The 25,805-nt window shown below is 72.4% G+C and carries 25 protein-coding genes; 9 read left to right on the forward strand and 16 right to left on the reverse strand.

The window, feature by feature from the left end; genetic code table 11:
- Nucleotides 1-431 precede the first annotated feature (431 nt).
- From ACF1AK_RS20225 to ACF1AK_RS20255, 7 genes are all read right to left on the reverse strand, one after another.
- Nucleotides 432-914, reverse strand: coding sequence for a hypothetical protein (locus ACF1AK_RS20225; protein ID WP_391500170.1), 483 nt, complete (start codon nucleotides 912-914; stop codon nucleotides 432-434).
- Between the two features lie 388 nt (nucleotides 915-1,302).
- Nucleotides 1,303-1,659: a hypothetical protein gene (locus tag ACF1AK_RS20230; RefSeq protein ID WP_391500171.1), complete on the reverse strand. Its 357-nt coding sequence runs from the start codon at nucleotides 1,657-1,659 to the stop codon at nucleotides 1,303-1,305.
- Nucleotides 1,652-2,107, reverse strand: a complete 456-nt coding sequence (locus tag ACF1AK_RS20235) for a S26 family signal peptidase (RefSeq protein ID WP_391500172.1) — start codon at nucleotides 2,105-2,107, stop codon at nucleotides 1,652-1,654. The genes ACF1AK_RS20230 and ACF1AK_RS20235 overlap by 8 nt, the downstream gene beginning before the upstream one ends.
- Before the next feature lie 43 nt (nucleotides 2,108-2,150).
- A complete protein-coding gene (locus ACF1AK_RS20240) occupies nucleotides 2,151-3,659 on the reverse strand; it encodes a S1 RNA-binding domain-containing protein (protein ID WP_391500173.1) in 1,509 nt (502 codons plus the stop codon).
- A gap of 569 nt (nucleotides 3,660-4,228) precedes the next feature.
- A complete protein-coding gene (locus ACF1AK_RS20245) occupies nucleotides 4,229-5,074 on the reverse strand; it encodes an alpha/beta fold hydrolase (RefSeq protein WP_391500174.1) in 846 nt (281 codons plus the stop codon).
- The gene (locus ACF1AK_RS20250) at nucleotides 5,071-6,006 is read right to left on the reverse strand and encodes a VOC family protein (protein ID WP_391500175.1); all 936 of its coding nucleotides are present in this window, start codon (nucleotides 6,004-6,006) and stop codon (nucleotides 5,071-5,073) included. The genes ACF1AK_RS20245 and ACF1AK_RS20250 overlap by 4 nt, the downstream gene beginning before the upstream one ends.
- Before the next feature lie 89 nt (nucleotides 6,007-6,095).
- On the reverse strand, nucleotides 6,096-7,592 hold the full coding sequence (locus tag ACF1AK_RS20255; RefSeq protein ID WP_391500176.1) for an FAD-dependent monooxygenase: 1,497 nt from the start codon (nucleotides 7,590-7,592) through the stop codon (nucleotides 6,096-6,098).
- A gap of 160 nt (nucleotides 7,593-7,752) precedes the next feature.
- Here ACF1AK_RS20255 and ACF1AK_RS20260 point away from each other — a divergent pair, with 160 nt between their 5' ends.
- The gene (locus ACF1AK_RS20260; protein WP_391500177.1) at nucleotides 7,753-8,409 is read left to right on the forward strand and encodes a TetR/AcrR family transcriptional regulator; all 657 of its coding nucleotides are present in this window, start codon (nucleotides 7,753-7,755) and stop codon (nucleotides 8,407-8,409) included.
- Between the two features lie 24 nt (nucleotides 8,410-8,433).
- On the opposite strand, the gene dmpG is transcribed toward ACF1AK_RS20260, so the two are convergent.
- Genes dmpG through ACF1AK_RS20275 form a run of 3 tightly spaced genes read right to left on the reverse strand, consistent with a single transcriptional unit; the run spans nucleotide 8,434 to nucleotide 11,224 of the window.
- Complete coding sequence (gene dmpG / locus ACF1AK_RS20265) at nucleotides 8,434-9,459, reverse strand: 4-hydroxy-2-oxovalerate aldolase (RefSeq protein WP_391500178.1); 1,026 nt, start codon at nucleotides 9,457-9,459, stop codon at nucleotides 8,434-8,436.
- Nucleotides 9,459-10,403 (reverse strand): acetaldehyde dehydrogenase (acetylating), encoded by a 945-nt coding sequence (locus tag ACF1AK_RS20270; RefSeq protein WP_391500179.1) that lies wholly within the window; start codon nucleotides 10,401-10,403, stop codon nucleotides 9,459-9,461. The genes dmpG and ACF1AK_RS20270 overlap by 1 nt, the downstream gene beginning before the upstream one ends.
- Nucleotides 10,400-11,224, reverse strand: a complete 825-nt coding sequence (locus ACF1AK_RS20275) for a 2-keto-4-pentenoate hydratase (protein WP_391500180.1) — start codon at nucleotides 11,222-11,224, stop codon at nucleotides 10,400-10,402. Before ACF1AK_RS20275 ends, ACF1AK_RS20270 begins: the two co-directional genes overlap by 4 nt.
- 70 nt (nucleotides 11,225-11,294) lie before the next feature.
- Here ACF1AK_RS20275 and ACF1AK_RS20280 point away from each other — a divergent pair, with 70 nt between their 5' ends.
- Nucleotides 11,295-12,056 carry an IclR family transcriptional regulator gene (locus ACF1AK_RS20280; RefSeq protein ID WP_391500181.1) on the forward strand — a complete coding sequence of 254 codons (762 nt, stop codon included), beginning with the start codon at nucleotides 11,295-11,297 and terminating at the stop codon, nucleotides 12,054-12,056.
- 10 nt (nucleotides 12,057-12,066) lie between these two features.
- Here the strand turns inward: ACF1AK_RS20280 and ACF1AK_RS20285 are convergent, their stop codons facing one another.
- Nucleotides 12,067-12,828: an IclR family transcriptional regulator gene (locus tag ACF1AK_RS20285; RefSeq protein ID WP_391500182.1), complete on the reverse strand. Its 762-nt coding sequence runs from the start codon at nucleotides 12,826-12,828 to the stop codon at nucleotides 12,067-12,069.
- 78 nt (nucleotides 12,829-12,906) lie between these two features.
- Between ACF1AK_RS20285 and ACF1AK_RS20290 the strand changes: the two genes are divergently transcribed.
- From ACF1AK_RS20290 to ACF1AK_RS20305, 4 genes are read left to right on the forward strand one after another with little or no spacing between them, the layout of a single operon-like run.
- Nucleotides 12,907-14,061 (forward strand): cupin domain-containing protein, encoded by a 1,155-nt coding sequence (locus ACF1AK_RS20290; RefSeq protein WP_391500183.1) that lies wholly within the window; start codon nucleotides 12,907-12,909, stop codon nucleotides 14,059-14,061.
- On the forward strand, nucleotides 14,058-14,891 hold the full coding sequence (locus tag ACF1AK_RS20295; protein WP_391500184.1) for a fumarylacetoacetate hydrolase family protein: 834 nt from the start codon (nucleotides 14,058-14,060) through the stop codon (nucleotides 14,889-14,891). Before ACF1AK_RS20290 ends, ACF1AK_RS20295 begins: the two co-directional genes overlap by 4 nt.
- The gene (locus tag ACF1AK_RS20300; RefSeq protein ID WP_391500185.1) at nucleotides 14,891-15,538 is read left to right on the forward strand and encodes a maleylpyruvate isomerase family mycothiol-dependent enzyme; all 648 of its coding nucleotides are present in this window, start codon (nucleotides 14,891-14,893) and stop codon (nucleotides 15,536-15,538) included. Before ACF1AK_RS20295 ends, ACF1AK_RS20300 begins: the two co-directional genes overlap by 1 nt.
- A gap of 17 nt (nucleotides 15,539-15,555) precedes the next feature.
- Nucleotides 15,556-16,845, forward strand: a complete 1,290-nt coding sequence (locus ACF1AK_RS20305; RefSeq protein WP_391500186.1) for an FAD-dependent monooxygenase — start codon at nucleotides 15,556-15,558, stop codon at nucleotides 16,843-16,845.
- A gap of 248 nt (nucleotides 16,846-17,093) precedes the next feature.
- Here the strand turns inward: ACF1AK_RS20305 and ACF1AK_RS20310 are convergent, their stop codons facing one another.
- The 3 genes from ACF1AK_RS20310 to ACF1AK_RS20320 form a co-directional block, all read right to left on the reverse strand.
- Nucleotides 17,094-17,522, reverse strand: a complete 429-nt coding sequence (locus ACF1AK_RS20310; protein ID WP_391500187.1) for a hypothetical protein — start codon at nucleotides 17,520-17,522, stop codon at nucleotides 17,094-17,096.
- 151 nt (nucleotides 17,523-17,673) lie between these two features.
- Nucleotides 17,674-19,296 carry an alpha/beta hydrolase gene (locus tag ACF1AK_RS20315; protein ID WP_391500188.1) on the reverse strand — a complete coding sequence of 541 codons (1,623 nt, stop codon included), beginning with the start codon at nucleotides 19,294-19,296 and terminating at the stop codon, nucleotides 17,674-17,676.
- The gene (locus tag ACF1AK_RS20320; protein WP_391500189.1) at nucleotides 19,293-19,619 is read right to left on the reverse strand and encodes a hypothetical protein; all 327 of its coding nucleotides are present in this window, start codon (nucleotides 19,617-19,619) and stop codon (nucleotides 19,293-19,295) included. The genes ACF1AK_RS20315 and ACF1AK_RS20320 overlap by 4 nt, the downstream gene beginning before the upstream one ends.
- A gap of 270 nt (nucleotides 19,620-19,889) precedes the next feature.
- Here ACF1AK_RS20320 and ACF1AK_RS20325 point away from each other — a divergent pair, with 270 nt between their 5' ends.
- Entirely contained in the window at nucleotides 19,890-20,357 is a 468-nt protein-coding gene (locus ACF1AK_RS20325; protein WP_391500190.1) for a GNAT family N-acetyltransferase, read from the forward strand.
- A 15-nt stretch (nucleotides 20,358-20,372) separates the two neighbouring features.
- Here the strand turns inward: ACF1AK_RS20325 and ACF1AK_RS20330 are convergent, their stop codons facing one another.
- Nucleotides 20,373-22,331, reverse strand: coding sequence for a hypothetical protein (locus ACF1AK_RS20330; RefSeq protein WP_391500191.1), 1,959 nt, complete (start codon nucleotides 22,329-22,331; stop codon nucleotides 20,373-20,375).
- A gap of 164 nt (nucleotides 22,332-22,495) precedes the next feature.
- The gene (locus tag ACF1AK_RS20335; protein WP_391500192.1) at nucleotides 22,496-22,999 is read right to left on the reverse strand and encodes a hypothetical protein; all 504 of its coding nucleotides are present in this window, start codon (nucleotides 22,997-22,999) and stop codon (nucleotides 22,496-22,498) included.
- A gap of 579 nt (nucleotides 23,000-23,578) precedes the next feature.
- Here ACF1AK_RS20335 and ACF1AK_RS20340 point away from each other — a divergent pair.
- Together ACF1AK_RS20340 and ACF1AK_RS20345 are read left to right on the forward strand one after the other, a co-directional pair.
- Complete coding sequence (locus ACF1AK_RS20340) at nucleotides 23,579-24,589, forward strand: aldo/keto reductase (RefSeq protein ID WP_391500193.1); 1,011 nt, start codon at nucleotides 23,579-23,581, stop codon at nucleotides 24,587-24,589.
- Between the two features lie 59 nt (nucleotides 24,590-24,648).
- Nucleotides 24,649-25,068, forward strand: a complete 420-nt coding sequence (locus ACF1AK_RS20345; RefSeq protein WP_391500194.1) for an SRPBCC family protein — start codon at nucleotides 24,649-24,651, stop codon at nucleotides 25,066-25,068.
- The last annotated feature ends 737 nt before the right edge of the window (nucleotides 25,069-25,805 follow it).

Raw genomic sequence — 25,805 nt, forward strand, 5'->3', positions numbered from 1 at the left:
CGGGCGGTCCGGTCGGTCCGCAGGGTCCGGGCCCGGAGCGGTGAGAAACGAGGAGGTCCCGCTCTCACCGGTCGGTCGGCGAGGCTCACCACCGCAGGTCGGCACCGCCGGGCCGTGTGCGGGGTCCGGCCGCCGGAAAGCCCGCCGCGCGGTGCCCGGCCGCGGCAGTGCGGGTGGCGGGCGGTACCACGGGGTTCAGCCTCCCGCCCCGGTGGAGGCGCCGCTTCATCGTCCGGGGCGCCCGGGCGCGCCGGGCTCTCCTCCCACGACACCACGCGCCGGCTGCGGAGATCATCGGTTCCGGGGACGAACGCCACCCGCTGCACGTACGCCGACGGTCCGCCGCGCGCTACTTCTCCGGGCGTACGGCAGCAGGGCCTGTTGTCACGGCACCGGCCCCAGGTCCGCTGTCGTCTCGGCCGGCCTGGCGCTCAGCCTCCGAACGTGGTGCGCAGTCCGCGCAGGATTCGCCCGGGGCGGCGCAGCTCGACCGGGTCGTGGTGTCCCTGCTGGAACCGGTGCAGCCGGTGGAACGGCCTCCCGCTGCCCGTTCCCTGCCCGATCTTCTCCCAGATCTGCCGCACCGGTTGCCAGGCGAGCTGGCTTCGCATCGCCTCCGACCAGATCCGCCAGGTGCGGTCGCTGATCCACCCCGCCGCGCGCAGTTCCAACTCGTCCTCGCAGAGGACGAGGTAGCCCCGCAGTACCCGTTCGTCCCCCTCGCTCAACGGCACCGGTCCGGCGGTCGGCCGGGTGCGCAGCACGGCGAGCGAGAGGTCGTCCATCAGTTTCCAGTAGCGGGCCACGTAGAAGTCCTCGAAGGCCCGGATCCGCTGCCGCTGGATCTGCCGCAGACTCAGTACCGCCACGACCACGGTCACCAGCGTCGCCACGGACGCGACATCGGCCAACACCCTTGCCGCCCCTCCCCGTTCCCGAATCCGACCGGCTGCTACGCTCCGCCGGTTCCGCGCTCCGGGCAAGGGGCAGCATGACAATGTGTCACTGATGTTTCCGCTGTGTGACGGTCCACGGTGTACGCCGGCCGTCGGTGAGGGGTCCGCTCTGTCCGGTTCTCGGGCTGTGAGCACGGCGTGGAGCAGGGAAAGGGGGAGTGGCAGGGTGGCCGGGACGGTGCTGCGGGTGCCGGCCTACCGGCAGGCTCTGGCTGCCGTCCGCCGAAGCGCCGCCGCGTCGGACGCGGTTGGCGATCGAGGATCCGAGCGAAGCTGGAGCCGATCCGGGGCGGCGGGAGTTCCTGGACGCGCTCTGTGACGCGTGCGGGCTCCACGTGTTGCGGCATCAGCGGCACAGCGTTCGCCGGGCCAGGGCGAGGGTGACCTCGGTGGTGTCGCTCCAGGAGCAGACCTCCAGCCAGGAGAGGTAGCCGGCCTGGACGAAGACCAGGACTTCGCCGGGGCAGTCGCCGTCCTCGGTGTGGATCTGGGCTTCGACGGCCACCACCGTGCCCGGTCCGGACGGTGCCGACTCGACGGCAGCCGTGTCGACCTCGAAGTAGGCGGTGCCGCACCCACACCTACAGCGCTCCCGCACGCGCAGACGGGGTACCTGAGCGCGGAGCGCCAGCCGTATCGGATCGTCACCGTCGAGGAGGACGTCAAGCACGTCGGCTATGTCGGGAGGAAGGCCCTCAGTCATGGCCGCACCGTATCCGACCTGCGATGAGTCGGGTCAGCCCCCGGGCCGCCGGAGCCCGGCCCGCCGCCGTCGGCGGTATCGGCCCGCGCGGCGGCCTGGGGACCGTACGGTCGACATCACCCCGCTGGCGCAGGCACGGCGCCATGGGCCGTACGGGCGGCCCCCTCCCGTCGAAGGCCACCACGTCCCCGCGTCGGGGGTGGCCGTCGAAGGCGTACGCCAGCTTGTTCACGATCAGGCGGTCGCCCGGCCGCACCGTGTTCTCCATCGCGCTCGACGGCACCGCGAACGGGCGGGCCACGAAGGCGTTCACCGGCAGGACGATCACGGCACAGACACCCAGCAGCCGAAGCACACCACGCGTCCGGGAGCGAGTCCGCACGCTCCCGGACGCATCCGCCTTCTCCTCCGGCCACGCCCGGCCGTGCGCCTCGCCGTGTTCGCTCACATCCGCCCTCCTGACGGCCGGCACCGGACGACAGCCCCTGCCCTCATTCCGGCCGGGGGCGTTCGAGCGAAAGGCTGATGCGGCGACGCCGGCGGTCCACGTCGAGGAGGACCACCCGGACCCGGTCGCCGACCGCGAGCCCCTCCTGCGGGGGCCCGGCGTCGTGACCGGCCGGCCCGGTGCGGTGGACGAGGCCCTCGATGCCTTCTGCCACCTGGACGAACACGCCGAACGGCAGCAGCTTGGTCACCGTCCCCGAGACCGTGTCCCCGCCCTTGTGGGTATCGGCGTAGTGCTGCCAGGGATCGGGCTGCAGCGCCTTCACGGACAGGCTCACCTGCTCCCGGGCGAAGTCGACACCGATGATCCGGGCGCGGACCTCCCGGCCGATCGGGGCGATGTCGTCCACCGAGTCGAAGCGGGTCCAGGACATCTCGGGAACACGGAGGAAGCCGAGGAAGCGGCCCAGGTCGTCATCGAGGTGCACGTGCACCCCGACGTCATTGAGGCCCGTCGCGACCACGCCGGTGACAGCCTCGCCCACGCGCAGGGAGCCCAGGAACGTCCGGCGCTCCTCGGCCCGGGTGCGGTTGGTGCGCCAGCGCGCCCGGAGGACACCGTCCTCGTCGGGCAGCACCGCGGCGAGAAGAGGACGGCGATCGGCTGGTTCCAGCGGGACCAACGCGGCGCGGTGGCCCGGGCCCGCCGTGATCGGGGGGTTCGGCACATCCGCGCGGCCCATGGGCGGTTCGGCGACCCGCGCCGTGTGGAATCCCCCGCCGGGATACTGCTGCACGAGCAGGTGAAGGCGTTCCGCGCGCACGACGGCGGCGCGGATGCGCTCGACGTCCTCGGCGAGGTCCGGCCATACCGCCAGCCGCGCCCGTGGGGCCAGACGTCCCCGCGCAGCCTCGACCTCGTGAGCGGTCGTCAGGCGGTGCCAGCGGTAGGCGTGGCCTGCCGCACGCTCCTCCAGCAGGACCCCGCCGCGGTCCACGACCAGTGCGCCGACCTCGGACCAGAACGTCTCGTCGGCGGCCCGCGAAGCGTCGGTCTCGTCGAGGGCCGGGTCGTAGGGTGAGCCCGCGACCCGGTCGGCGAACAGTCCGAGGACTCGCGTGCGGGACACGGCGACCTCGTGGTCCCGGTCGCCGCCGACGTAGATGTCGTCCCGGTCGCCGACATGGACGAAGAAACCGTGGTCCCCCTGCAGCCGGCACCAGGCGCCCTCGCGCAGCACCATCGCCCGCAGCAAGCCGAGACCAGTGGCGAGTGGCACGCGCGCGCCGTCGTGGAAGCCGACGCCGCCGTAGGGGAAGAGTCCGCTCAGCCCGTGCCCCCCGCTTCCCGCGTGGACGGAGAAGGAGAAGAACCCCTCGGTCATGGGGTTGTCGATCGTCACCTCCTCGACGGCGGCATCGAGCGCGAACCCCGCCACGGCCGCCACACAGGCAGCAGCGACGCGTTCTCTCGACTCATACGCGAGGGAGGGACGGCCCCCGCCGGCCGCCGCCTCGAAGCCGGCGGGATCGTGGGGGGTGAGGCGGTACACCCAGGGCGCCATGTCAGCGGCCCGGACGGCTCGTCGTCGCCCTGAGGGCCGGTCGCGAGTGGACAAGGGAAATGATCACCCACGCACCCTACCGGCACCGGGCCCGCCATGAGCAGGAGTCGTTCTCGGCAACGGCGCCACCGGCGGCGGCCGCCGGTCGCCCCCGGGCCCCGGGTCGGCGACGACCGGCCGGAGCGGGAGGTGATGCGCTGAACCGGCCCGCCCGGCGCCCCTGGTGGCGCCGGGCGGGGCGGCCGTCCGCAGTGCGGCAGCCGCGATGATCTGTCGCCGGACGGTCCGTCCCGGGGCGCCTTGGCCGGTCAGGGGTGCCGCAGGGCGATGAGGTCGGTGCCGTACGGGTTGCTTCCTGGTGGTCACCGGCGACCACACCTACGGCTGCTCGACGGCCCCTCCCCCGGCTTCCCCGAGGTCGGCTACGCCCGCTGAACGGCTGGGCGCTGCGCCCCGCCCGTCGGCTCCGGGGTAGACGCCGGGGAGGCGGTCGGCGCAGGCCGGGCCGCGAAGCCCGGCCCCGTATCCGGGACCGGGCTCGAACAGGCCGGCCCTGGTCAGGTGTTGGCGATGAAGTCGGCGACCAGCCGGTTGAATTCGGCGGCGTGCTCGATCATCGCCCAGTGGCCGCAGTGGTTGAGCAGGACGAGCCGGCTGTTCGGGATGTTCGCCAGCAGGTACAGCGAGGTCTCGTACGGCACGACGCGGTCGTCGCGGCCGTGGATGAGCAGGGTCGGCACCTGGATCGCGGGCAGGAGTTCGGGCTTGACCCACGTCGGCAACGGTGCCCCGTGCGGCAGGCCTTCGACGTAGTTGCGCAGGTGCTCCGGGCGTGCGAGTGCGGCGTCGGAGCGGGCCCGGCACAGGTCGGGGGTGGCGAAGCGGGCCTTGTCGTAGACCATGATCTCGACCAGTCGGCGCATGTTCTCCGGGCCGGCGTCACGGTAGGCCTCGATCAGGACCTTGAGTCCTTCCGAGGGGCCGTCCCCGGCGCCGAAGAGCATCGGCATCCGGCCGACCGGCGGTCCCATGGTGACCAGGTGCGAGATCCGGCCGGGGTGTTCGGTGGCCAGCCGCAGCGAGGTCTGGCCTCCCATCGAGTTGCCGACGAACGCGGCCTTCTCGATGCCGAGGGCGTCGAGGAACTGGATCGCCGCCTCCACGTGGTCGAGCCGGTCGACGGTCGCGGCGTCCGATCCGCCCCAGCCGGGCATGTCGACGGCGTACACGTGGAAGTGTTCGGCGAGCGCCTCGATGTTGCCGGCGAAGTTGCTCCACCCGGTCGCGCCGGGCCCGCTGCCGTGCAGCAGGACGACCGGGTGGCCGGATCCCGCCTCGTAGTAGCGGAGCGTCCAGTCCGCGGTGCGGACGCTGCGCGCGATGGTGGTGGGGTCGAGGGTCATCGGGGGTCCTCCCCGTTCGGAGCGGGCGCGGCGGCGAGCAGTCGGGCGACGGCGTCCGGCGGGCGGTGGCCCCAGCTGTGCAGCTGGTCGAGCGTCCTCACCTGCCATGTCTCGTCGTCGATGACCAGCCCGCCCCAGCCGTACTCGATGCTGAAGCCCGAGGGCGTGAAGACGTAGAAGCTGAACATGCGGTCGTTGGGGTGCATGCCGAGCGTCATCTCGAACGGCTGTCCGGCGTCCATGCACCGGTCGTAGGCCGTGCCGACGTCGCGGATGTCGCTCACCTCGACCATGAAGTGGTGGGTCCTCTTCGGTGACGGCAGGTCGCCGAAGGCCACGGTGTGGTGGCGGCCGTTGCAGTGCAGGAAGATCAGGTCGGCGAGCACGCCCGGCGCCAGCTCCTCGACGATGATGTCGCTGACCTTGAAGCCGAGCAGGTCGATGTAGAAGCGCAGGTAGGCGTCCCGTGGGACGCCGTGCGCCAGGAGGACCTGGTGACCGGCGCCCCCCGCTGCGGTCACGAAGGTGCCGAGCAGCTTGGCGGACTCGAACGGCACCGGCGCGTCGGCCAGGCCGGTGACCAGTTCGATCCGGTTGCCCATCGGGTCGGCGGTGACGAAGACGCGCTCCACCTTGCGGGCGGCGGCCAGGGCCGTGCCGCCCTCGGTGACCTCGATCCCGGCCGCGCGGACCTTCTCGACCAGCGCGTCGAGCGCGGCCGCGTCCGCGACCTCGTAGCCGGTGGCCGTCAGGTCGTCGGCGGGACCCTCGGTGATGATCCAGCGGTGGGCCTTCTCGTCGGTGCGCAGCGTGAATCCGTCACCGGTCCTCGCGCCGAGTTGCATGCCGAGCAGTTCGACGCCGAAGTGCTCCCATCCGGCCGGATCGCTGACCTCGTAGACGACGTATCCGAGTTCTCTGACGACGGACACCTGACTCCTCCTTGTCCTTCTGGGGTTTCCCGGGCTTGTTCTTCCGGGCCGGGGCCGGGCTTGTTCTTCCGGGCCGGGCCCGGGCCCGCTCAGGCGGGTACGGCGAGGCCGCTGACGTCGGTCGCGGCGACGAACTTGTCGGGGCGCAGCGCCACCGCGCGGACGCCGTGGTCGCGCAGCCACGGCAGGAGGACGTCGTCGAGGTCGACCAGTTCGTCCGGTCCGCGGGTGTGCGCGGTCTTCGGGCGCACGGCGAGGTACCGGGCGTTGAGCGCGTCCCAGCCCGCCTTCTCCTGTGCCGTCAGCAGGTCCGCCGGGTCGGTGTCGTCGCCGAGCAGGACGAAGCCGCTTCCGAGGAGATCGTCCAGGCGTGCCATGCGGCCGGTGGTGTCGCCGGCGCTCGGCTGCGGGATCATCCGGCCGACGAGGCTGGTGTCGCCCACCGGGCCCCTGAGCCATCCGGCCTGCAGGGCCGGCGGGGCGTTGAGGGGCGGGTGGGTGTCGGTGTCCTGCTGGGTGATGACCCGTCCGAGGTCGACCGCGAGGCGGGTGTAGAAGGCGGCGTTGGGGCGCCGCTCCGCTTCGTAGGTGTCGAGCCAGCTCTCGGGCAGTTCGCCCGTGAGGACGCGGGCGAGTTTCCATCCCAGGTCGTGGGCGTCGCGCATGCCGGTCTGCATGCCGGCGCCGGCCCAGGGGGGCATCAGGTGGGCCGCGTCGCCGGCCAGGAACACCCGGCCGCGGCGCCAGGTGTCGGCCATCCGGGTGTGGTGCTGGTAGAAGGCGTGCTGGTGGATCTCGACGTCGTCCGGGGTGACGCCGAGTGCTTCGAGCAGCGGCCACACCTCGGCGGCGGTCGGGTAGTCCGCGGGGGTCTCTGCGGGTTTGAGGGGGATCTCCCAGCGGTGGTTGCCGGCGGAGAGGGCGATGTCGACGACCGGGCGTTGCGGGTCGGACCAGAAGGTCAGGACGTCGCGGTCGGGCCACCAGCGCTTGACGCGGCAGTCGATGACGACCCAGGTGACGTCTCCGGTGTCGCCGAGGAGCCGGCAGTGCGCTGCGCTGCGGGTGGCGCTGCTGCCGCCGTCGGCGCCGATCGCGTAGCGGGCGCGGGTGGTGCGGGTCTCGCCGGTCGTGGTGTCCGTGGAGGTGACGGTGACGCCGTCGGCGTCCTGGTCGATGCCGGTGACCCGGGCGCCGTAGTGCACCGTGAGGCGCCGGCCGTACTCCTGGGCGGCGGCGCGCAGTTCGGCTTCCATGGTCGGCTGGTAGATGTTGTAGGCGCGGGCCTTGGCGCCGAGCGAGGAGAGCGGCCGGTCGACCCGCATGATCTCGGTGCCGTCGTAGGTGATCCAGCGCAGGGCGCGCTGGGGTTCGATCTTCTTCTCGATCCGCTCGTCGATGCCGAGGTCCTGGAAGATCCGCATCGTCCAGTCGTCGACGGTCACGGCCCGGGCCCGGGGGTAGAGGTCCTGGTCCCGTTCGAGGGCGACGGCCGAGACGCCGTTCTTGGCGAGGGTGAGGGCGGCGATCACGCCGGTCGGACCGAATCCGACGATTGCGACATCCGCGTCGTAACTCTGGGTCATGCGCAGACTCCGTTGTCCCATCCGCACGTGATTCGTGGCGGGAACTTTTGGACCGATCGGTCGGTCCATTGGTGGATTATTAACAGCGGGTTACGGCGATATGTCAAGGGCCGGATCGTGACCGGGCGGCGGGGCGCGGTGCGGCCTCTAGACTTCGGCGGTGCACGAGCTCGCGCCGAAGGCGCCTACCGGAAACCGCAGGGGCCGCCGGTCGCGGCAGGAGATCCTGGACGCGGCGGCCAGGGTGATGTCGGTCCGCGGTTACGCGGGGACCTCGATGTCGGTGCTGGTCAAGGAGACCGGGCTGCCCAAGAGCGCGTTCTACCACCACTTCGACTCCAAGGCCGGGCTGCTCTCGGCCGTCATGGAGCAGGGGGCCCGCGGTTTCTTCGACAGCATGCGCGAGGCGCACCGGCAACCGCCGCAGGGCGGCACCCCGCGCGAGCGGCTCGGCTGGTACCTGCACCGCACCGGTGAGGTCCTGGAGAGCCGGGAGGAGTTCCTGCGTCTGCTGCTGGTGCTGGTGATGAGCCGGGAGGCGGCCGAGGCGCCGGAGGCGCTGCGGACCGTGATCACGGTCCGTGACGAAGGGCGCGCCTACATGCATCACATGATCCGCTCGTCGTTCCTCGGCGAGGGCGAGGACGTCGCCACCGCGGTCGCGGACGGCCTGGCCCATTTCGGCATGGCCGGGTTCGACGGTGCTTTCGTCTCGCTCCAGTCGGGGGACGGCAGGCCGGCCGCGGAGTGCATGGGGCAGCTCGCCGACGCCCTGGCGGCGCTCGGCGGGGCGTTGGCCGTGGCCGCCCGCCGCTGAACGCGGGGCGCCGGCGCGGCGCGCTCACCCCGGCGGCGTGCCGCGCCCGGCGGCCAGGGTGAGCGCGATGTCGACGATCATGTCCTCCTGTCCGCCCACCAGGCGGCGGCGTCCGCACTCCATGAGGATGTCGCGCACGTCGGCGCCGTAGCGCTCGGCCGCGGCCTCCGCGTGGCGCAGGAAGGAGGAGTAGACGCCCGCGTACCCGAGGGTGAGGGTTTCGCGGTCGACGCGCACCGGGCGGTCCTGGAGCGGGCGGACGAGGTCGTCGGCGGCGTCCTGCAGCGCGAACAGGTCGCAGCGGTGCTCGAAGTCCGAGAGGTTCGCGACCGCGACGAACGCCTCCAGCGGGCAGTTGCCCGCGCCCGCGCCGTGGCCGGCCAGCGAGGCGTCGACGCGGCGCACGCCGTTCTCGACCGCGACGACGGAGTTGGCGACCGACAGCGAGAGGTTCTCGTGGGCGTGGATGCCGATCTCCGTACCGGCGTCGAGGACGTCCCGGTAGGCCCGCACCCGGTCGGCCACGTCCCGCATGGTGAGCCGGCCTCCGGAGTCGGTGACGTACACGCAGTGCGCGCCGTAGGACTCCATGAGCTTGGCCTGGCGGGCGAGTTCGGCGGGCGGGGCCATGTGGGAGAGCATCAGGAACCCGCAGACGTCCATGCCGAGCTCCCGTGCCGCGGCGATGTGCTGCGCGGAGATGTCGGCCTCGGTGCAGTGGGTGGCCACCCGCACCGAGCGGACGCCGAGGTCGTGGGCGCGCCTCAGCTCGTGGAGGGTACCGACTCCGGGCAGCAGCAGCGTGGTGAGGCGGGCGTTGTCCACCACCGAGGCCGCCGCCTCGATCCATTCCCAGTCGGTGTGCGAGCCGGGGCCGTAGGTGAGCGATCCGCCGGCGAGGCCGTCGCCGTGCGCGACCTCGATCGCGTCGACGCCGGCCCGGTCGAGCGCGGTGACGATGCGCTTCACGTCCCGCGGCGTGATCCGGTGGCGGACGGCGTGCATGCCGTCGCGCAGGGTGACGTCCTGGACGAAGACCGGAGTGCCCATCAGTGGCCTGCCTTCCCTGCCGCGATGCGTTCCGCGACCCGGAGGGCGGCGGAGGTCATGATGTCGAGGTTGCCGGCGTAGGCCGGCAGGTAGTGGGCGGCGCCCTCGACCTCCAGGAAGACGGACACCTGGTGGGTGGGACGCGGGGCGCCCGGGGCGAGGAGCGTGGTGACCGGCTGGTCGGCGGGGACCGCGGTGATCTGCACCTGCTGCTTGAGCCGGTAGCCGGGGACGTAGGCGGCGACGGCGGCGACCATGGCGTCGACCGATCGCCGGATCTCCTCGCGGGTGGCCGGGTCCGGGGCCGTGACCAGGCACAGGACCGTGTCGCGCATCATCAGCGGCGGCTCGGCGGGGTTGAGGACGATGATCGCCTTGCCACGGCGTGCGCCGCCGACCTGCTCGATGGCCGAGGAGGTCGTCCCGGTGAACTCGTCGATGTTGGCGCGGGTGCCCGGGCCGGCCGACTTGGAGGCGATCGAGGCGACGATCTCGGCGTACTCCACCGGCGCGAGGCGGCTGATCGCGGCGACGACCGGGATGGTGGCCTGGCCGCCGCAGGTGACCATGTTGACGTCGGGGGCGTGGAGGTGCTCGTCGAGGTTGACGGCGGGCACGACGTAGGGGCCGACGGCGGCCGGGGTGAGGTCGATCAGCCGCTTGCCGAGCGGGGCGAGCCGGGCGGCGTTGGCCCGGTGGGCCCCGGCCGAGGTGGCGTCGAAGACGATGCGGATCTCGTCGAAGTCCGGCATCGCGATCAGCCCGTCGACACCCTCGTGGGTGGTCCGCACGCCGAGGCGCGCGGCGCGGGCGAGCCCGTCGGAGGCGGGGTCGATGCCGACCATGGCGCCCATCTCCAGCTGCGGTGATCCCCTCAGGACCTTGATCATCAGGTCGGTGCCGATGTTGCCCGAACCGATGACCGCGACCTTCGTCCTGCTCATCGCGCCGCTCCTTCGCCGAAGCCGACCGTCACCGTGCCGAGGCCGGAGAGGGTGGCGGTGACGGTGCTGCCCGGGGACACCGGACGCATCGGGCCGAGCGCGCCGGACAGGACGACCTGCCCCGCGCGCAGCGGCTCGCCGAGGTCGCGGGCGGTGCGGGCCAGCCACACGACGGCCTCGACCGGGTCGCCGAGGCAGTCCGCGCCGGTCCCGGCGGAGACCTCCTCGCCGTCGACGCTCATCGTCATCGCGACGTCCACCGGCTCGAACCGGTCGAGGGAACGGGCCTGCGTCCCGAGCACGTAGGCGCCAGCGGACGCGTTGTCGGCGACCGTGTCGCCGAGGCTGATGTCCCACCCCGCGATGCGGCTGCCGCAGATCTCCAGGGCCGCCACGCCGTACTCGACCGCGTCGCGGACCTGCGCGGCGTCGAGCGGGCCCTCGGCCAGGTCGGCGCCGAGCAGGAAGGCGATCTCCGCCTCGACCCGGGGCTGGAGGACCCGCCCGGCCGGGACGGTGTCGCCGTCCGCGTGGGCCATGTCGTCGAACAGGACGCCGAAATCGGGCCGGTCGACGCCGAGCTGGCGCTGCACCGCCGCCGAGGTCAGGCCGATCTTGCGGCCGGTGATCCGGGCACCGGCGGCGAGGCGACGGCGCGTCAGCGCGGCCTGCACGGCGTAGGCGGCGGCCAGGTCGTCCCGGCCGATCAGGTCCCGCACGGGTGCGCAGGGCACACCGGAGGCAGACGCCCCGGCGAGCCGCGCGACCGCGGCGGCGATGTCGGAGGTGCTCGCGGCGGCGAGCCCGTGGTTGTCGGTCACGGGCCCCACTCTGCGACCGGTGCCGGCCCCCGGCCAGCATTTCGTCTCGCTCAGCGATACGCTGCACCGCATGGCACAAGCACCCGCCCTCCACACGGTCCTGGGCAAGGCGGTGGCGATCCTGCGGGCGTTCCGGCCCGAGGACCGGGCCGTGCCCCTGGCCGCCCTGGTGCGGCGCACCGGCCTGCACAAGGCGACGGTGCACCGGCTGTCCGAAGCCCTGGTCGCCAACCGCCTGCTCGACCGGGTCGACGGCGGCTACCGCCCCAGCGCCGGCCTCTTCGAGCTCGGGATGCTCGCCTCGCCCGAGCGCAGCCTGCTGGAGGTGGCGATGCCCTTCCTCCAGGACCTCTACGAGCGCACCCACGAGACCGTCCACCTCGGGGTGCGCGAGGGCCACGACGTCGTCTACGTCGCCAAGATCGGCGGCCACCGGCAGGCCACGGCCCCCTCGCGCACCGGCGGACGGATGCCGCTGCACTGCACCGCCATCGGCAAGGCGCTGCTCGCGCACGCCGACGACGCACTGCGGCGCGCGGTGCTCACCGGGCCGCTGGAGCGGCGCACCCCCCACACCGTCGTGGCGCCCGGCACCCTGCGCCGCCAGCTGCGACGCGTCACCGAGACCGGCGTCGCCTTCGAGCAGGAGGAGTCCGCGCTCGGGCTCACCTGCGTCGCCGCGCCGGTGCTGGGACACGACGACGAGCCGCTCGCCGCGATCAGCGTGGCCGGTCCGGTGGGCAGGTTCCGGCCCGACCGGTACGCGACGGCGGTCCGGGCGGCGGCGCTCGGGCTCGGCAGCACGCTCGTGCGCCGCGACCCCCCGCGCTGACCGGGGCGGCTCACAGCGCCCGGGTGATCGCCTCGGCGGTGAGCATGAGCGCGGAGGTGAGCGGCTTGAGCATCCTGGGCTCGTAGCGGACCCCGGGCATCGAGACCGACAGGGCCGCGGCGGTCCTTCCCCCGCGGTCCCGCACCGCGCAGCCCACCGCCACCACGCCCCGCTCGGTGCGCTCCAGGTTGAGCGCGACCCCGCTGCGCCGCACCACCCACAGCTCCCGGCGCAGCCGGGCGAGGTCGGGCATCTCCTCCCCCGGGTCGCGCCGGCCGTCGGCGTACAGCGCCTCGACCTCCTCGTCCGGGAGGGCGGCCAGCTCGATCAGCCCGCCGGTGGCCCGGTGGGCCGGGAGGACCATGCCCTCGCGGCTGCCCACCCGCAGGGCCCGGGCGCACTCGGTCGAGGCGATGAACCGGACGCTGCGCCCGGTGCGGACACTGAGGTTGGCCGTCTCGTCGATGCGGTCGACCAGGGCGCGCATCGGTGCGAGGGCCGCCTCGCGCAGCGCGCCGACGTCGGAGCGGGCCCGCTCGGCCAGGGCGAGCACGGGGCCCACCCGGTAGCTGCGGTCCTCGTCCTGGACCGCGAAGTCGCGGTAGACCAGCGCGGCCAGCAGCCGGTGGGCCGTGGAACGGGCGACGCCCAGCCGCTCGGCGGCCTGCGACACGGTGACCGCTCCGTCGAGCTGGAGGATCTGGGCGAGCCGCAGGGCGTGGTCGACGCTGCTCGACGCGTAGGCGGGTGGGGTCTTCATCGGCTTCACCATGCCCCGATCGTCGCACGGGTTGTTCCGCAGAGCAGAATCTCGTGTTCTGCTGTCGTCCCGGGGGCGAATAGTCGGGCCATGTCCGATGCGAACGCCCTGACGTCCCCGGTCGCTCTCACCGCCGGGGACCGGCCCGGCGGGCCTCCCGTCACCCCCGAACTCCAGGACCTCTACCGCGGCTTCGAGGAGGCGCTGCTCGTCCCGTTGTGGACCGAGATCGGCGAGCTGATGCCGCGGCACCCGCGCTCCCGCGCGCGGCCGCACCGCTGGAAGTGGCGCGAGCTGTCCGAACTGGCTGCGCGGTCGGGAGAGTTGGTCCCGGTCGGCCGCGGCGGGGAGCGCCGCGCGATCGCCCTCGCCAACCCCGGCCTGGGCGGGCGGCCCTACGCGACCCCCACGCTGTGGGCCGCGATCCAGTACCTGATGCCGGGCGAGGACGCCCCCGAGCACCGGCACACCCAGAACGCGTTCCGCTTCGTCGTCGAGGGCGAGGGCGTGTGGACCGTGGTCGAGCGCGACCCCGTACCGATGCGCCGGGGCGACTTCCTGCCGCAGCCCGGCCTGCACTGGCACGCCCACCACAACGCCGCCCACGCGCCGATGGCCTGGATCGACGGGCTCGACATCCCCTTCCAGTACGGCGTCGAGGCGCAGTTCTTCGACTTCGGCCGGGACGCCCTCGGCGAGGAGGAACGCGCCACCCCCGCCCGTTCCCGCTCACAGCGGCTGTGGGGCCACCCCGGCCTGGTGCCGGTCTCCCGGGCCGGGCACCGCGGGGGCACGCCGCTGCTGTGCTACCGGTGGGCCGACACCGACGCCGCGCTCACCGGCCAGCTGACGCTGGAACGCGAGGGCCACCCCGGTACGGTCGAGCCCGGCCACGCCCTGGTCCGCTACACCGACCCCACCAGCGGCGGGGACGTGCTGCCCACCATCCGGGCGCAGTTCCACCGGATCACGGCCGGCACCGAGACCGCGCCGCACCGCGAGACCGGCTCCTCGGTCTACCAGGTCTTCGACGGCGCGGGCCGGGTCACCGTCGGCGACCGCTCCTGGACGGTCACCCGCGGCGACCTCTTCGTCGTCCCGTCCTGGCAGCCGCTGTCGATCCGCTCGGAGGCCTCGGCCTCGGACTCCGACTCGGGCGCGCTCGACCTGTTCCAGTTCGGCGACGCCCCGATCCTCACCAAGCTCGACCTGTTCCGCAGCCACACCGAGAGGGGCAACCGATGAAGCTCGCCACCATCCGCCTGGCCGACGGGCGCACCGCCGCCGTCCGCGTCGAGGGCGACCGGCTCGTGGAGGTCGGCGGGGCCGATGCCGGCGCGGTGCTGGCCTCCCCCGGCGGCCTCGCGGCCGCCGCGACGGCCGAGGGCCCGCGCCACCCGCTCGCCGGCGCCGACTTCGCCCCGGTCGTCCCGCGGCCCGGCAAAATCCTCTGTGTCGGGCTGAACTACCGCAATCACATCCAGGAGATGGGCCGGGACCTGCCGCAGTACCCGACCCTGTTCTCCAAGTTCGCCGACACCCTGATCGGCGCCCACGACGCCATCCGGCGCCCGGCGGAGACCGAGCGGTTCGACTGGGAGGCCGAACTCGCCGTCGTCATCGGCCGGCAGGTCCGCCGGGCCGGCGAGGACGAGGCCGTCTGCGCGATCGCGGGCTTCACCGTCCTCAACGACATCACCTGCCGGGACTGGCAGTTCCGGACCCGGGAGTGGCTGCAGGGCAAGAACTGGGACTCCAGCACCCCCGTCGGCCCCTTCGTCGTCACCGCGGACGAGACCGGCCCGCGCCCGGCCCTCGACATCCGCTGCGAGGTCGACGGCCGGGTGGTGCAGTGCGACAACACCGGCGACCTGCTCTTCGACCCGGTCGACCTGGTCCGCTACGTCTCGACGATGGTGCGGCTCGACCCGGGCGACATCATCGCGACCGGCACCCCGGGCGGCGTCGGCCACGCCCGCGAGCCCCAGGTCTACCTGGAGGGCGGCGAGGTGGTCGTCACCGAGATCGAATCGCTCGGCCGGCTGGAGAACCGCGTCGTCCCCGAAGGCGCCTGATGGGACGCGACCTCACCACCGCGCTCGGCTGGGCCGCGACGGGGACCGCCCTGTGCGCCTCCGCGATCGGCAAGCTCTCCGAGGACGCGTACGGCGCCGCGTCGGCCCTGCCGGGCTGGACCCGCAAGCACCTGGTGGCGCACCTGGCGGCGAACGGCGAGGCGATCGGCAACCTCGTCCACTGGGCCCGCACCGGTGAGCGGACCCCGATGTACGCCTCCCCGCAGGAGCGCGCCGCCGGGATCGAGCGCGGGGCCCGGATGGGCGCGGACGAGCTGACCCGCTGGTTCACCCGGTCGGCCGCAGACCTGGCCGCCGCGATGTCGGCCCTGTCCGAGGAGGCCTGGCGGACCCCGGTGGTCACCGCGCAGGGCCGCACGGTCCCGGCGGGCGAGACCCCCTACCTGCGCGCCCGGGAGCTGCTGGTGCACGCCGTGGACCTCGACACCGGGATCACCTTCGCCGACCTCCCCGAGGACTTCCTGCGGGAACTGGAGCAGGACATCCGCGCCACACGCGGCCACGGCGCCGTACCCGCCCTGGCGGGACCCCGGGCCGAGGTGACCGCCTACCTGGCCGGCCGCCCCGCAACCGGGGTGACCACCACCGACGGCGGCCTCCCGCCGACCCTGCCCGCCTGGCTGTGACGACAAGGACCGCACCCATGGACCACTCCCCCTCCACCCGCGCCGACGTGATCGTCGTCGGGGGCGGCATCGGCGGCCTCGCCGCGGCCCTCGCCCTGGCCCGCCAGGACCTGCGGGTCAGGGTGTACGAGCAGGCACCCGCCTTCGGCGAGGTCGGCGCCGGGCTCCAGCTCGCACCGAACTGCACCCGCATCCTCGACCACTACGGCCTCCTCGCGCAGGCGGCGTCCCTGGGCGTGCTGCCCGAGAACATCGTCATGAAGGACGCCGTCGACAACGGCGAACTCACCCGCCTGGACCTGCGCGACCTGGAGCGCCGCTACGGCTACCCCTACCTGGTGATCCACCGCAGCGACCTGCACGCGATCCTGCTGCGCGCCTGTGAGCGCGCGGGCGTCGGGCTCGTCACCGACTCCCCCTGCACCTCGTACGAGAACACCGGCGCCGGCGCCCGGGTCCGCTTCGCCGACGGCCGCGCCGACGAGGCGGAACTGGTCATCGCCGCGGACGGGCTGCACTCGGTGGCCCGCGGGCTGCTGGTAAGCGACGAGCCGGTCAGTTCGGCCTACGTGGCCTACCGCGCCGCCGTACCGTTCGAGGAGGCCGCCACCGGCGCCGTCCCCGGCCGGGACGTCGTCGTGCACGTCGGCCCGCGCTGCCACTTCGTGCGGTACCCGCTGCGGGGCGGCGCCATGGTCAACCAGGTCGCCGTGTTCGAATCGCCGAAGGCGCTGGCGGGCGAGGCCGACTGGGGGACCCCGGACGAGCTGGACGCGGCATTCGCGACGACCTGCGACCAGGTCCGGCAGGGGCTGGCGCTGATGTGGCGCGACCGGTGGTGGCGGATGTACGACCGCGACCCGATCGGGACCTGGGTGAGCGGACGGATCGCCCTGCTCGGCGACGCGGCGCACCCACCGCTGCAGTACATGGCGCAGGGCGCGATCATGGCGATCGAGGACGGCTGGGTCCTCGCCGAGCACGTCGCCGCCCAGCGCGCGCGCCGGACCGCGAGCGGCTCGGGCGTCGACTGGGGCACCGCACTGGCCGCCTACGAGGCAGTGCGGCCCGAGCACTGCCGCAGGGTCGTCGAGACCGCCCGGTCATGGGGCGAACTGTGGCACCTCGACGGCGTCAGGAGGCTGCAGCGCAACGCTCTCCTGCGCGCCCGCGACACCCACGACTACGCGTTCGTCGACTGGATCTACGGCCCGACGGCGCTGCGCCCCGAGGAGGAACCGGCGATGTTCCGGCCTGTCCCGCTGGACACCGCGCAGCCCCGCGGACCGCGGCCGTGGTCCGGTTGACCGCGGTGACCGGTCCTGCGGCACGGCAGCGCGCCGCAGCCGGGGCGGCGTCGGGGCTTCCCGCGTCCCGGCTCGCAGCCGCTCCGGTCGGCCGCCGGCCGGCCGGAGGTGACGCGCCGACGGCTGCCGGGGGGCCTCGGCGGTCGAGGTGGCCGGGGCCGGGACGGTAACGCGAAGCACTCCTAGCAGGGAGAACGGGATGGGACTGTCCTAGGACAGTCCCGCCCCGGGTCCACCGGCTTGAGCTTCTAGGGCTTGGAGGGGGTGGGGCCGTCGGAGGGAGGGAGCAGGCACGGCGTGATGACGCTCAGGTACATGAGGTCCCCGGTGCCCGCGGTGGAGGCGGTCGCGGTGTACCGGCTGCTGGGGTGGAAGGCGTCGACGAGGGCGTCCGGCTTGCCGTCCACGGTTTCACGATAGCCCTCCTCCGTCAGGCCCTCGCCGGTCAGCATGTCGCGGATCTTCCGGACCGCTTCCGGGTGCCGGGCGCGCGGTACGTGACTCTTCACGCTGTACATCAGGATGTACCGGTCGTCGTCGGCGGTCTCACCGTTCTTCCCGGTGCACGGAGTGAACAGCGCGTCGATGGTCGCCGGGTCGGGCTCGATCCCGGCGGTCCGGGCCATGTGCTCGGTGATCTGCTGGGCCCAGGTCTGGGCGTCGGCCTTGGACTTCACGGGTGGTGGGTCACTCCTGTCGGGATGGGCGGACGAGCATCCGCCGAGCACCGCCAGCAGGAGCGCAGTGGCGGTAATCCGCGCGTAAGTGCGGGATGCGCTGGCAGTCATGGTGCTCCTGAGTCGGCGGTCGACGGGACTGGCTGTGGGATCAGTGCGGGACGGTGGGGGCGAGCGTCGGCGGGCGGCCCGCGATGATCCGTCCCTGGTTGAGGAGGGTCTCGCTTGCACCACCGGGGCCCATGTCCCAGTAGCCGCCGTGCCCGCTGGTGTCGACCTTGATGTGCTGGGCCCCGAAGATCCCGTACTGGGGGCCCTCCCCGAACACGGTGCCGGTGAACGTCTGGATGAAGTCGTCCTTGGCCGTACCGACCCAGACGTGCTTCGGGTCGACGTTGAGCTCCGACGCCCGATCCACCCCCATGCCCGGGCTGCCCACCGCGATGATGTCGTCGACGTTGGCCCCGCCGTCCCGCGCGGCCGCACCCACGACATAGGTCCCGTAGCTGTGCCCCATCAGGGTCAGGTGCGAACAGACGCCGTTGTCACCCTCGGCCACCCGCAGGCCCTTGGTGAAGTTCCGCAGGAGCGGCGCCCCGGCATCCCCCCGGTCGGTCTGTGCCACGGTGCCGTTCAGCCAGTTCGGCGTCTCGTAGCCCAGCCACGAGACAACGGCCACGTCCCCGTCGGCTCCGAGCTCGGCGGCCTTCTGCAGACGCCGGATGTGGTCCATCTGCCCCGGCACTCCGGTGAGAACGGTCCCGGTACCCGGCACGAATATCGCCGTGTGCTGCGCTTTGTCGGGGTTTCCCGTCGATACGATGGCCCGGCCGTTGTGCGCGTCGGGATCAATGCCCAGGAGGAACATCTGGTGCTTCTCGGGGTTCCCGTCGGACGCGATCAGCTTCCTCCTGATCTCCTCCATGGCCCTGATCCGCGCGTTGTACTCCTCCTCGTCGACACCGAAGTCGCCGGGCTTGCCGGAGCGGTAGGCGTCCAGCTTCTCGTCGAGGACCAGACGGTTCGCCTCGTCCCGGACGGTCGCGGGCAGCCCGTCCAGCTTCCCGATCCGGTCGGGGCGCAGGGCCAGGTAGGCGTCCTGCTGCTCGGGGGTGAGCCCCTTCCACCACGCCGCGGACTGCTCCGGGTCCTTACCGTCCGGAACGTAGGGATCGACCAGCCCGAGGTCCTGCATCGCGGTGGCAGCCGCGGTCTTGGCACCGGCGAGCGCGCCGTTCACCTTGGCCGGGTCCAGGGCCCCCGAGCTGAGCCGCCCCAGGGCCGTGTTTCCTTGATCACTGGCCGTCTGGGCGTCCTTCAGCGCCGCGTCGATCCGGCCCTGGAAGGCCTTCATGTCCCAGCCGAGCTGCTGACGCGCCTTCTGCGCGTCCGGATCGTTGTGCTCGCCCTCTCCCTCGGGCGGGAGGGCGACGACCCCGTCGGCGGACACGTTCAGGCCGGCGTCCACGGCACGGTTCACGGCGTTGATGAGGTTGGTCCGCGCCTGGTACATCCGGTCGGCGACGGTGTTGAGCACCAGAGCGGCGGCGCCCACTTCCACCTTGGCGATGTTCAGCTGCTGTTCTGTCTTGCCCATGTATGCGACCGCGGCCTTGGCATCGTCGCCTTCCCAGTGGCCGGCCAGCGGCCCGTTGACCTGGCTGCGGTGGCGCCGGCCGGCGCTCTCCACCGCGTGGCCCAGCGCCGTCCAGGCCTTCGCCGCGTCCTGCAGCCCGTGGGGGTCGAACTTCACCAGGAGCTGGTAGAGGCTCACTTGGCCCCCTGCGGTACGGCAGCCAACCCGCCGGCGACCGCGCGCTCGGTTTGCTCGTGAGCGGCGGCGTTGGCGTTCAGATTGGCCGCCGTGTCCGCGAAACGCTGACGCATGCCGGCGAGCGGCTTGGACCAACCCCTCCCCAACTGGCCCAGCCCGCCGGCGATCGACCAACCGGTGAGCTGCCCCGCCACGCTCTCACTGGTCGTCACCGCGCTCCGGACCGGTGCGTCCAACTCCTCCCCCAGCCCGTTCGCGATATCTGCGGACGCCCGCAGATCCGCCGCCTTGACCGCAACCGTGCCAGTGACGTTGTCAGCCACGTGGGCTCCCCTCCCCGATGAACGCCCAACCCCCGCCTGCTGCAGAACGCTAGGCAGACAGTGTGCGCTCCGCATCCGTACAGATACTCAGATATTACGACCGCGCTGCCTCGCACCCACCCGGCACTCCCGAGACCCAACGATCCACCAGGGCGCCGCGGCGCTTCTTCTCGGCCGCCGCAGCTACAGCCCCGGCGCCGGCGGCGGGGCGGGGCGCACGGAGGGGAGGCCGGGCGGGTGCCGCTGTTGAGAGCTGCGATGATGCCCGGCATGGGTGTTCAGAACGCCGGCGGGTTCCTGGTGCGGCCCGCGGATCCTTCGGACCGGGGCGCGCTCGCCGCGATCGACTCGGTCGCAGCCGCGGGCGACTCCGCGCGGCGGGCGAGCATCCGGCGGTGGTGCGAGGAGGCCGTGGTCCTCGTGGCCGAGGACCCGTCCGGGCTCCTGGGGTACGGCGTACTGGAGTACACCTTCTTCGAACAGGGCTTCGTCACCATGCTGATGGTCGCGTCCGGGGCCCGTCGGCGGGGTGTCGGGGCCCGGCTGCTCGGTGCGGTCGAGGCAGCCTGCACCACCCCGAAGCTGTTCACCTCGACGAACGTGTCGAACCAGCCCGTGCAGCGCCTCCTGCACCAGGCGGGCTGGCGTCCGGTCGGGCTGGTCGACGGTCTGGACGAGGGAGACCCCGAACTCTTCTTCCGCTGCCCCCGCCCAGGGGGCGGGGGCAGCGCCGGCTGACCGCCGGGAACCTCGTCAGGAACGGGGCGGGCGGCGCGGGGGCCGGGCGTCCTCCTCCAGGAGTTCGAAGTGCACGCCCTGGTCCGTGGGCTTCGGAATCCTGACCTTCAGTGACGACGTGTCGGTGACGGTCCAGTCGTCGTCGCCCCAGCGGGCGCCGAACGCGTAGTCGATGACGGTGACCTTGTAGCGGTAGTTCCTCTTCTCGTGGGGGACGGGGCACACTCTCCACGTCCGCGTGGGCTTGTAGTCGTCCTCTAGCGCGTCGAACGTCGCGGTCCGGGCGCCCTCGATCGGTGTGCCGTGCTCGTCCACCGGTTGGAGGTCGACCGTCAGCACCCGGTCCTTCAGCTTCGCCTTGGACGCCAGGAACCGGACCTGCACCGTCATGACCTGGTTGGAGTCGGCGCGGACCTCGATGATCTGGTCGTTGAGCGCGGTGCCGTACGGCTCCGGGTCGATGGCGATCTTCGCGCACGTGGAGTGGAAGACGACGAGGTAGTTCTGCGGGTCGGGTTCCTTGAAGTGGATCCAGCGTTTGACGAACGTCCTGTCGGGTTCCCAGTTCGGCGGCGGGTTCTTGACGTCCGACTTCTCCTTCTGGAAGGTCCGGTACGTCCACTCCTTGGTGGTGAGCTGGTCGCCGGGGCGGTAGAAGGTGTGCGGCTCGTAGACGACCGTTCCGTCCTGGTCGGGGTAGCCGACCTGCACCGACAGGCTGTCGTAGACGTCGGTCGCCCAGGCCGCCACGGGCTTGCAGATCCGGACCAGCTGCGCCGGCCAGTCGTCCAGGTAGACGACGGGGAAGTACTTCTTCTCCTTCTGCGGGTTGTTTCCGGCGTCCTCCTTCAGGACCGAGGTCAGCGAGCTGGAGGTCACGCTGGTCTGGAGATAGGCCATGCGGTCCGTCTCCTCGTACTTCAGCCTGAGCTTGGTGAAGTCCCAGCTGGCCTTCAGTTTGAGTTCGGCGCCCCAGGGGCTTTCCTTGGACGACGCCTCGCCGGAGGTGCCGTCCTTCTCCGGCGCCGGTCCGAAGATGACGCCGCCGACGTATTCGAGGAACTTCTCGACGACCACGTCGGAGTGCTTCTGGAGCGTTTCCGAGATCTTCTCCATGCCGGGGATGGGGACGGTCTCGTCGAGCACGAACTCCACCTTGATGGCGCCGTCGATCTGCAGGCTCTTGAGCTCCGCGTCGATGTCGGCCTTGGCCCACAGGGTGCGCACGTTGAGCTTGCTCTTGAAGTGTTCGTAGATCTTGTTCCAGTTGCACTCGATGGTGAGCTTGACCCGGGGCGTCCACATGTGGAGCTGCATCGCGGAGCTCGCGAAGACGATGCCGGTGCTCGTTCCCTTGAAGCTCTTGTAGAGGAGCTGCGCGGGATAGTTGCCGACCAGGGCGACGAACGCGGTCTCGCCGGTGGGGTCGAGGGACGCCTTGCCGCCGCCCTGCAGGACCCAGTGCCAGTTCTTGAGGGGCTCGTCCCCCGGCTGGGGCTCGCCCCCCGGCCGGGAGGCGTCCGCCGGTTCGCGCTTCCCGCCGAGTGCCAGGTTGGAGAGGCTGACCGTGTTGGAGGACACGACGACGGGCTGGAACAGGGGGTCGAGCCTGCCTTCCTTCCACCACAGTCCGTTGGTGTTCTTGTCCGTCTGTTCGATGACCTTCTTCGTGAGCCTGTTCCACACGTCGGACGGGATCGCGCCGGTGACCGTGAGGCCCAGGACTCCGCCCACGGTGTCCTTGTCCTGCGGGGTCTGCGCCTTCCCGATGAAGCGTGTGAGGTTGAACTTGTAGTCGTCGTTCTCGTCGCGCGCCAGGGACAGGCGGGTCGGCAGCCAGTAGAAGCTCGGCGGCTTGCCCTCCGACATCAGCGCGTAGTTGTTGGCGTCGGGATAGAACGTGACGGTCCAGCCCGATTCGTCATCCACCTTCTGGGTTCCGCCGGCCATGGTGGGCCCGATGGGATCGACCATGGGGCAACACTCCCTTCGCCGCGGGCGGCCTGCCCGCTCGCCGTGGTGACTCTTTGCGTCCGATCGAGTCCCCTGGGTGAGCGGCTACCCGGGAGGCCGGAGGGCAATCCGAGCGGAGCGGGCCGTCACCGGCTTCCCGGTGACGGCCCGCGGGCGGCCGGCGGCTAGCGCACGTCGGCGGGGCAGAGGGCGAAGTTCCGGTACCCGTTCTGGGTATTGTTCTCGGCGAACAGGGTCACGACGCCGCGCTCGTTGTGCACGGGATCGACGACCAGCCGCCACTGCGTCGCGTTGTCCGGGTCGGTTCTGTACACCCACTGCCCGGCATCGTTCTGGGGCCGGTAGTGCTCGGCGATCGCCCTGATGCAGCGGGTGACCTGCCCCGCGTTGATGTCGACGCCGGGGCCGGGACCGTGCCCGGCGTCGATGTGCCGCAGCCCGTAGCCGGCGTTCGGGCCCGTGTGCACACCGCACCGCAGGTACACCCGGCGGGCGGCGCCGTCACCCGGGGGAAGGGCGCCGTAGATCGTCGAGACGATTCTCGCGGGGTCGTCGAGGGGGCAGGAGTTCGCCGGGATCCGTGCGGCGAGCGCCTGAGCCGGTGCCGCCTGCACCACGAGTGCGCCGGCGACCAGCATCAGGGCGCCGCCGAGATTCCTGATGGACATGCGCGTACCTCCTACCGGTACGAGGGGAGTCGGCGGCCGGCGACCCTCTGGGTCCGTCTGCCGTTCGGCCGCCACACACCGAGTGTCCGCAGCCGCCCGCGGACCGCTTCCCGGGCGGGGCATTCGAGTGGTCCGCCCGGCGGCCCCGCCGAACCGCCGACTCACCGAACCGCCGAAACCGCCGCCGGGGCGACGCGGCCGCCGGGCCGGGTGGGGCGGGGTGGGGTGGGGCGGGGTGGGGTGGGGCGGGGTGCCTACGCGAGCCCACCGCCCCGGCATGCGAGTCGCACCGGATCGCAGTGCGATGGACAGGGCAAGAGGCCGTCCGGGCCCGGACGACCGGGACGAGGGGCGGCCCCTTGCATTACCAAGCGCGTGCAACTATTGTCTTCACATGTAAGGCGCTTCTGCATCCATCTGGAGCGTCCCACCCTCCGGCCCTGCCGGGTGCCGCCGCGCAACCCCTGCCGCGGCTGCGCCCACAGCGCCGTCATCCGCCAGAGGCATCCGCCGTTGATGCCTCGCCCTGTGCCGCGGACGCCGTCACGTCCCGGCATCGCTGATCGAAAAGGCACCGACATGTCCCTCAAGAACATCCTTCCCGGCCAGATCGGCTTCGGCACCGCCCCGCTCGGCAACATGTTCCGCGCGATCCCCGACGCCGAGGCCGCCGCCACCGTCGAGGCCGCCTGGGACCAGGGCGTGCGCTACTACGACACCGCCCCCTTCTACGGCGCCGGCCTGTCGGAGGAGCGCCTCGGCGAGGTCCTGTCCGCCAAGCCCCGCGACGAGTACGTGCTGTCCACCAAGGTCGGCCGCGTCATCCTCGACGAACTGGAGCAGGGCAGCCGCGACCTCGGCGAGAAGGGCGGCCTGTTCGAGCACGGCAACCCCAACAAGATGCTCCACGTCTGGACCGCCGAGGCCACCGAACGCTCCATCGAGGACAGCCTCAAGCGCCTGCGCACCGACCGCCTGGACATCGTCTGGGTCCACGACATCGCCCAGGACTTCCACGGCGACCAGTGGCTGCAGAAGTTCGAGGAAGCCCGCACCGGCGCCTTCCGCGTCCTGTCCCGGCTGCGCGACGAGGGCGTCATCAAGGCCTGGGGCCTGGGCGTCAACAAGACCGAACCGATCGAGCTGACCCTCGCCCTCGACGAGCCCCAGCCCGACGGCTTCCTCCTCGCCGGCCGCTACACCCTCCTCGACCACGGCCACGCCCTCCAGCGCCTGCTGCCCCTCGCCCAGGAGCAGAACGTCGACATGGTCGTCGGCGGCCCCTACAGCTCCGGCGTCCTCGCCGGCGGCACCCACTTCGAGTACCAGCCCGCCCCGCAGGCGATCCTCGACAAGGTCGCCCGCCTGAAGGACCTCACCGCCCGCCACGGCGTGTCCATCAAGGCCGCCGCCCTCCAGTTCTCCCTCGCCCACCCGGTCTCGGCCGCCGTCATCCCCGGCGCCACCAAGCCCAGCCGCATCGCCGAGGACATCGCCGCCCTCAACGAGGACGTGCCCACCGCGTTCTGGACCGACCTGCGGGCCTCCGGCCTCGTCAGCCCCGCCGCCCCGCTCCCCCACGGCGCCTGACCACCCCCACGCCCCCGCACCACCGCACCCCCCGCTTGCAGTACACAGGAGAAATGATCATGGCCTCCACGTCCGTCAGCCGCATCGTCCCCGGCACCCCCGAGCAGGTCTGGGCCCTCATCGGCGGCTTCGACGCCCTGCCCGACTGGCTGCCCTACATCCCCGAGAGCACCGCCGTCGAGGGCGGCCGGGTCCGGCAGCTGAAGAACCCCGAGGGCGAGGTCATCATCGAGCGCCTCGTCGACTTCAACGAGACCGAGCGCCAGTACAGCTACGCCATCCTCCAGGCCCCGTTCCCGGTCGACGGCTACGTCTCCACCCTGCGCGTCCACACCGTCCCCGGCCGCGACGACGTCGCCGAGGTCCAGTGGTCCGGCCGCTTCAACCCCAAGGGCGCCACCGAGCAGGAGGTCGTCGACCTCTTCCACGGCATCTACGCCGACGGCCTCGAAGCCCTGAACAAGACCCTCGCCGGCTGACCAGCACACCGGCCATCGGCGGGTGGGCCACGGCCCACCCGCCGATCCGGTCTCCTGTCGGCCCCGGCCCCGGTGCCGGATCCGGCACCGGCGGCACAGCCACACCGGACACTCGGTCAGCACAGCAACAACGACCGGAAGGACCAGACGTGGAAGCACACGCGACCCCTCGCACGGCTCCGCTGCCACACCGCACTCACACGGCGGACGACGAGCACACGACCCCGCCGGCAGGCCCGGGCACATGGGCGGCCGCCATCCTCGTCTGCCTCCTCGCCGCAACCGCCCCGCTCATCGGATTCTGGAGCTTCGCTCGCTGACCCCTCCCGCCGCCCCGGCGACGGGCCGAGGCGCGGAGGACAGGCACCTCAGCACCCTCGACGTCCTCCTCCGATGCAGGCGACCCGTCCCGCAAACCCGTGTGACGGGCGGGCGGGCGCAGCGGTGGGGGTGGGGCGGGCGGGGCCGGTGGGTAGCGTGGCTGTCGTGTCCTTCGAGCAGAACGTGCAGGCGTGTCCGGCGTGCGGTCAGCCCCTGGCCGGGTTGGCGATGGCCCTCTTCAGGCGGGAGGAGGATGGCAGGCGCACGTGCCGCGCCGTCTGGGGCTGTTCTCGGGGCCATGTCTGGTGGCAATGGGCCGACCGGCCCCGGCACCCCCTCGAAGCCTGTCCCCTCCCCGACCTCTTCACCTGACCACCGCCTGACGGGAAGGCGGGCGCGGCGGCGTGGGTGGTCCC

Origin of the sequence: Kitasatospora sp. NPDC015120 (genome assembly GCF_043080305.1) — a bacterium.
Lineage (GTDB): Bacteria > Actinomycetota > Actinomycetes > Streptomycetales > Streptomycetaceae > Kitasatospora.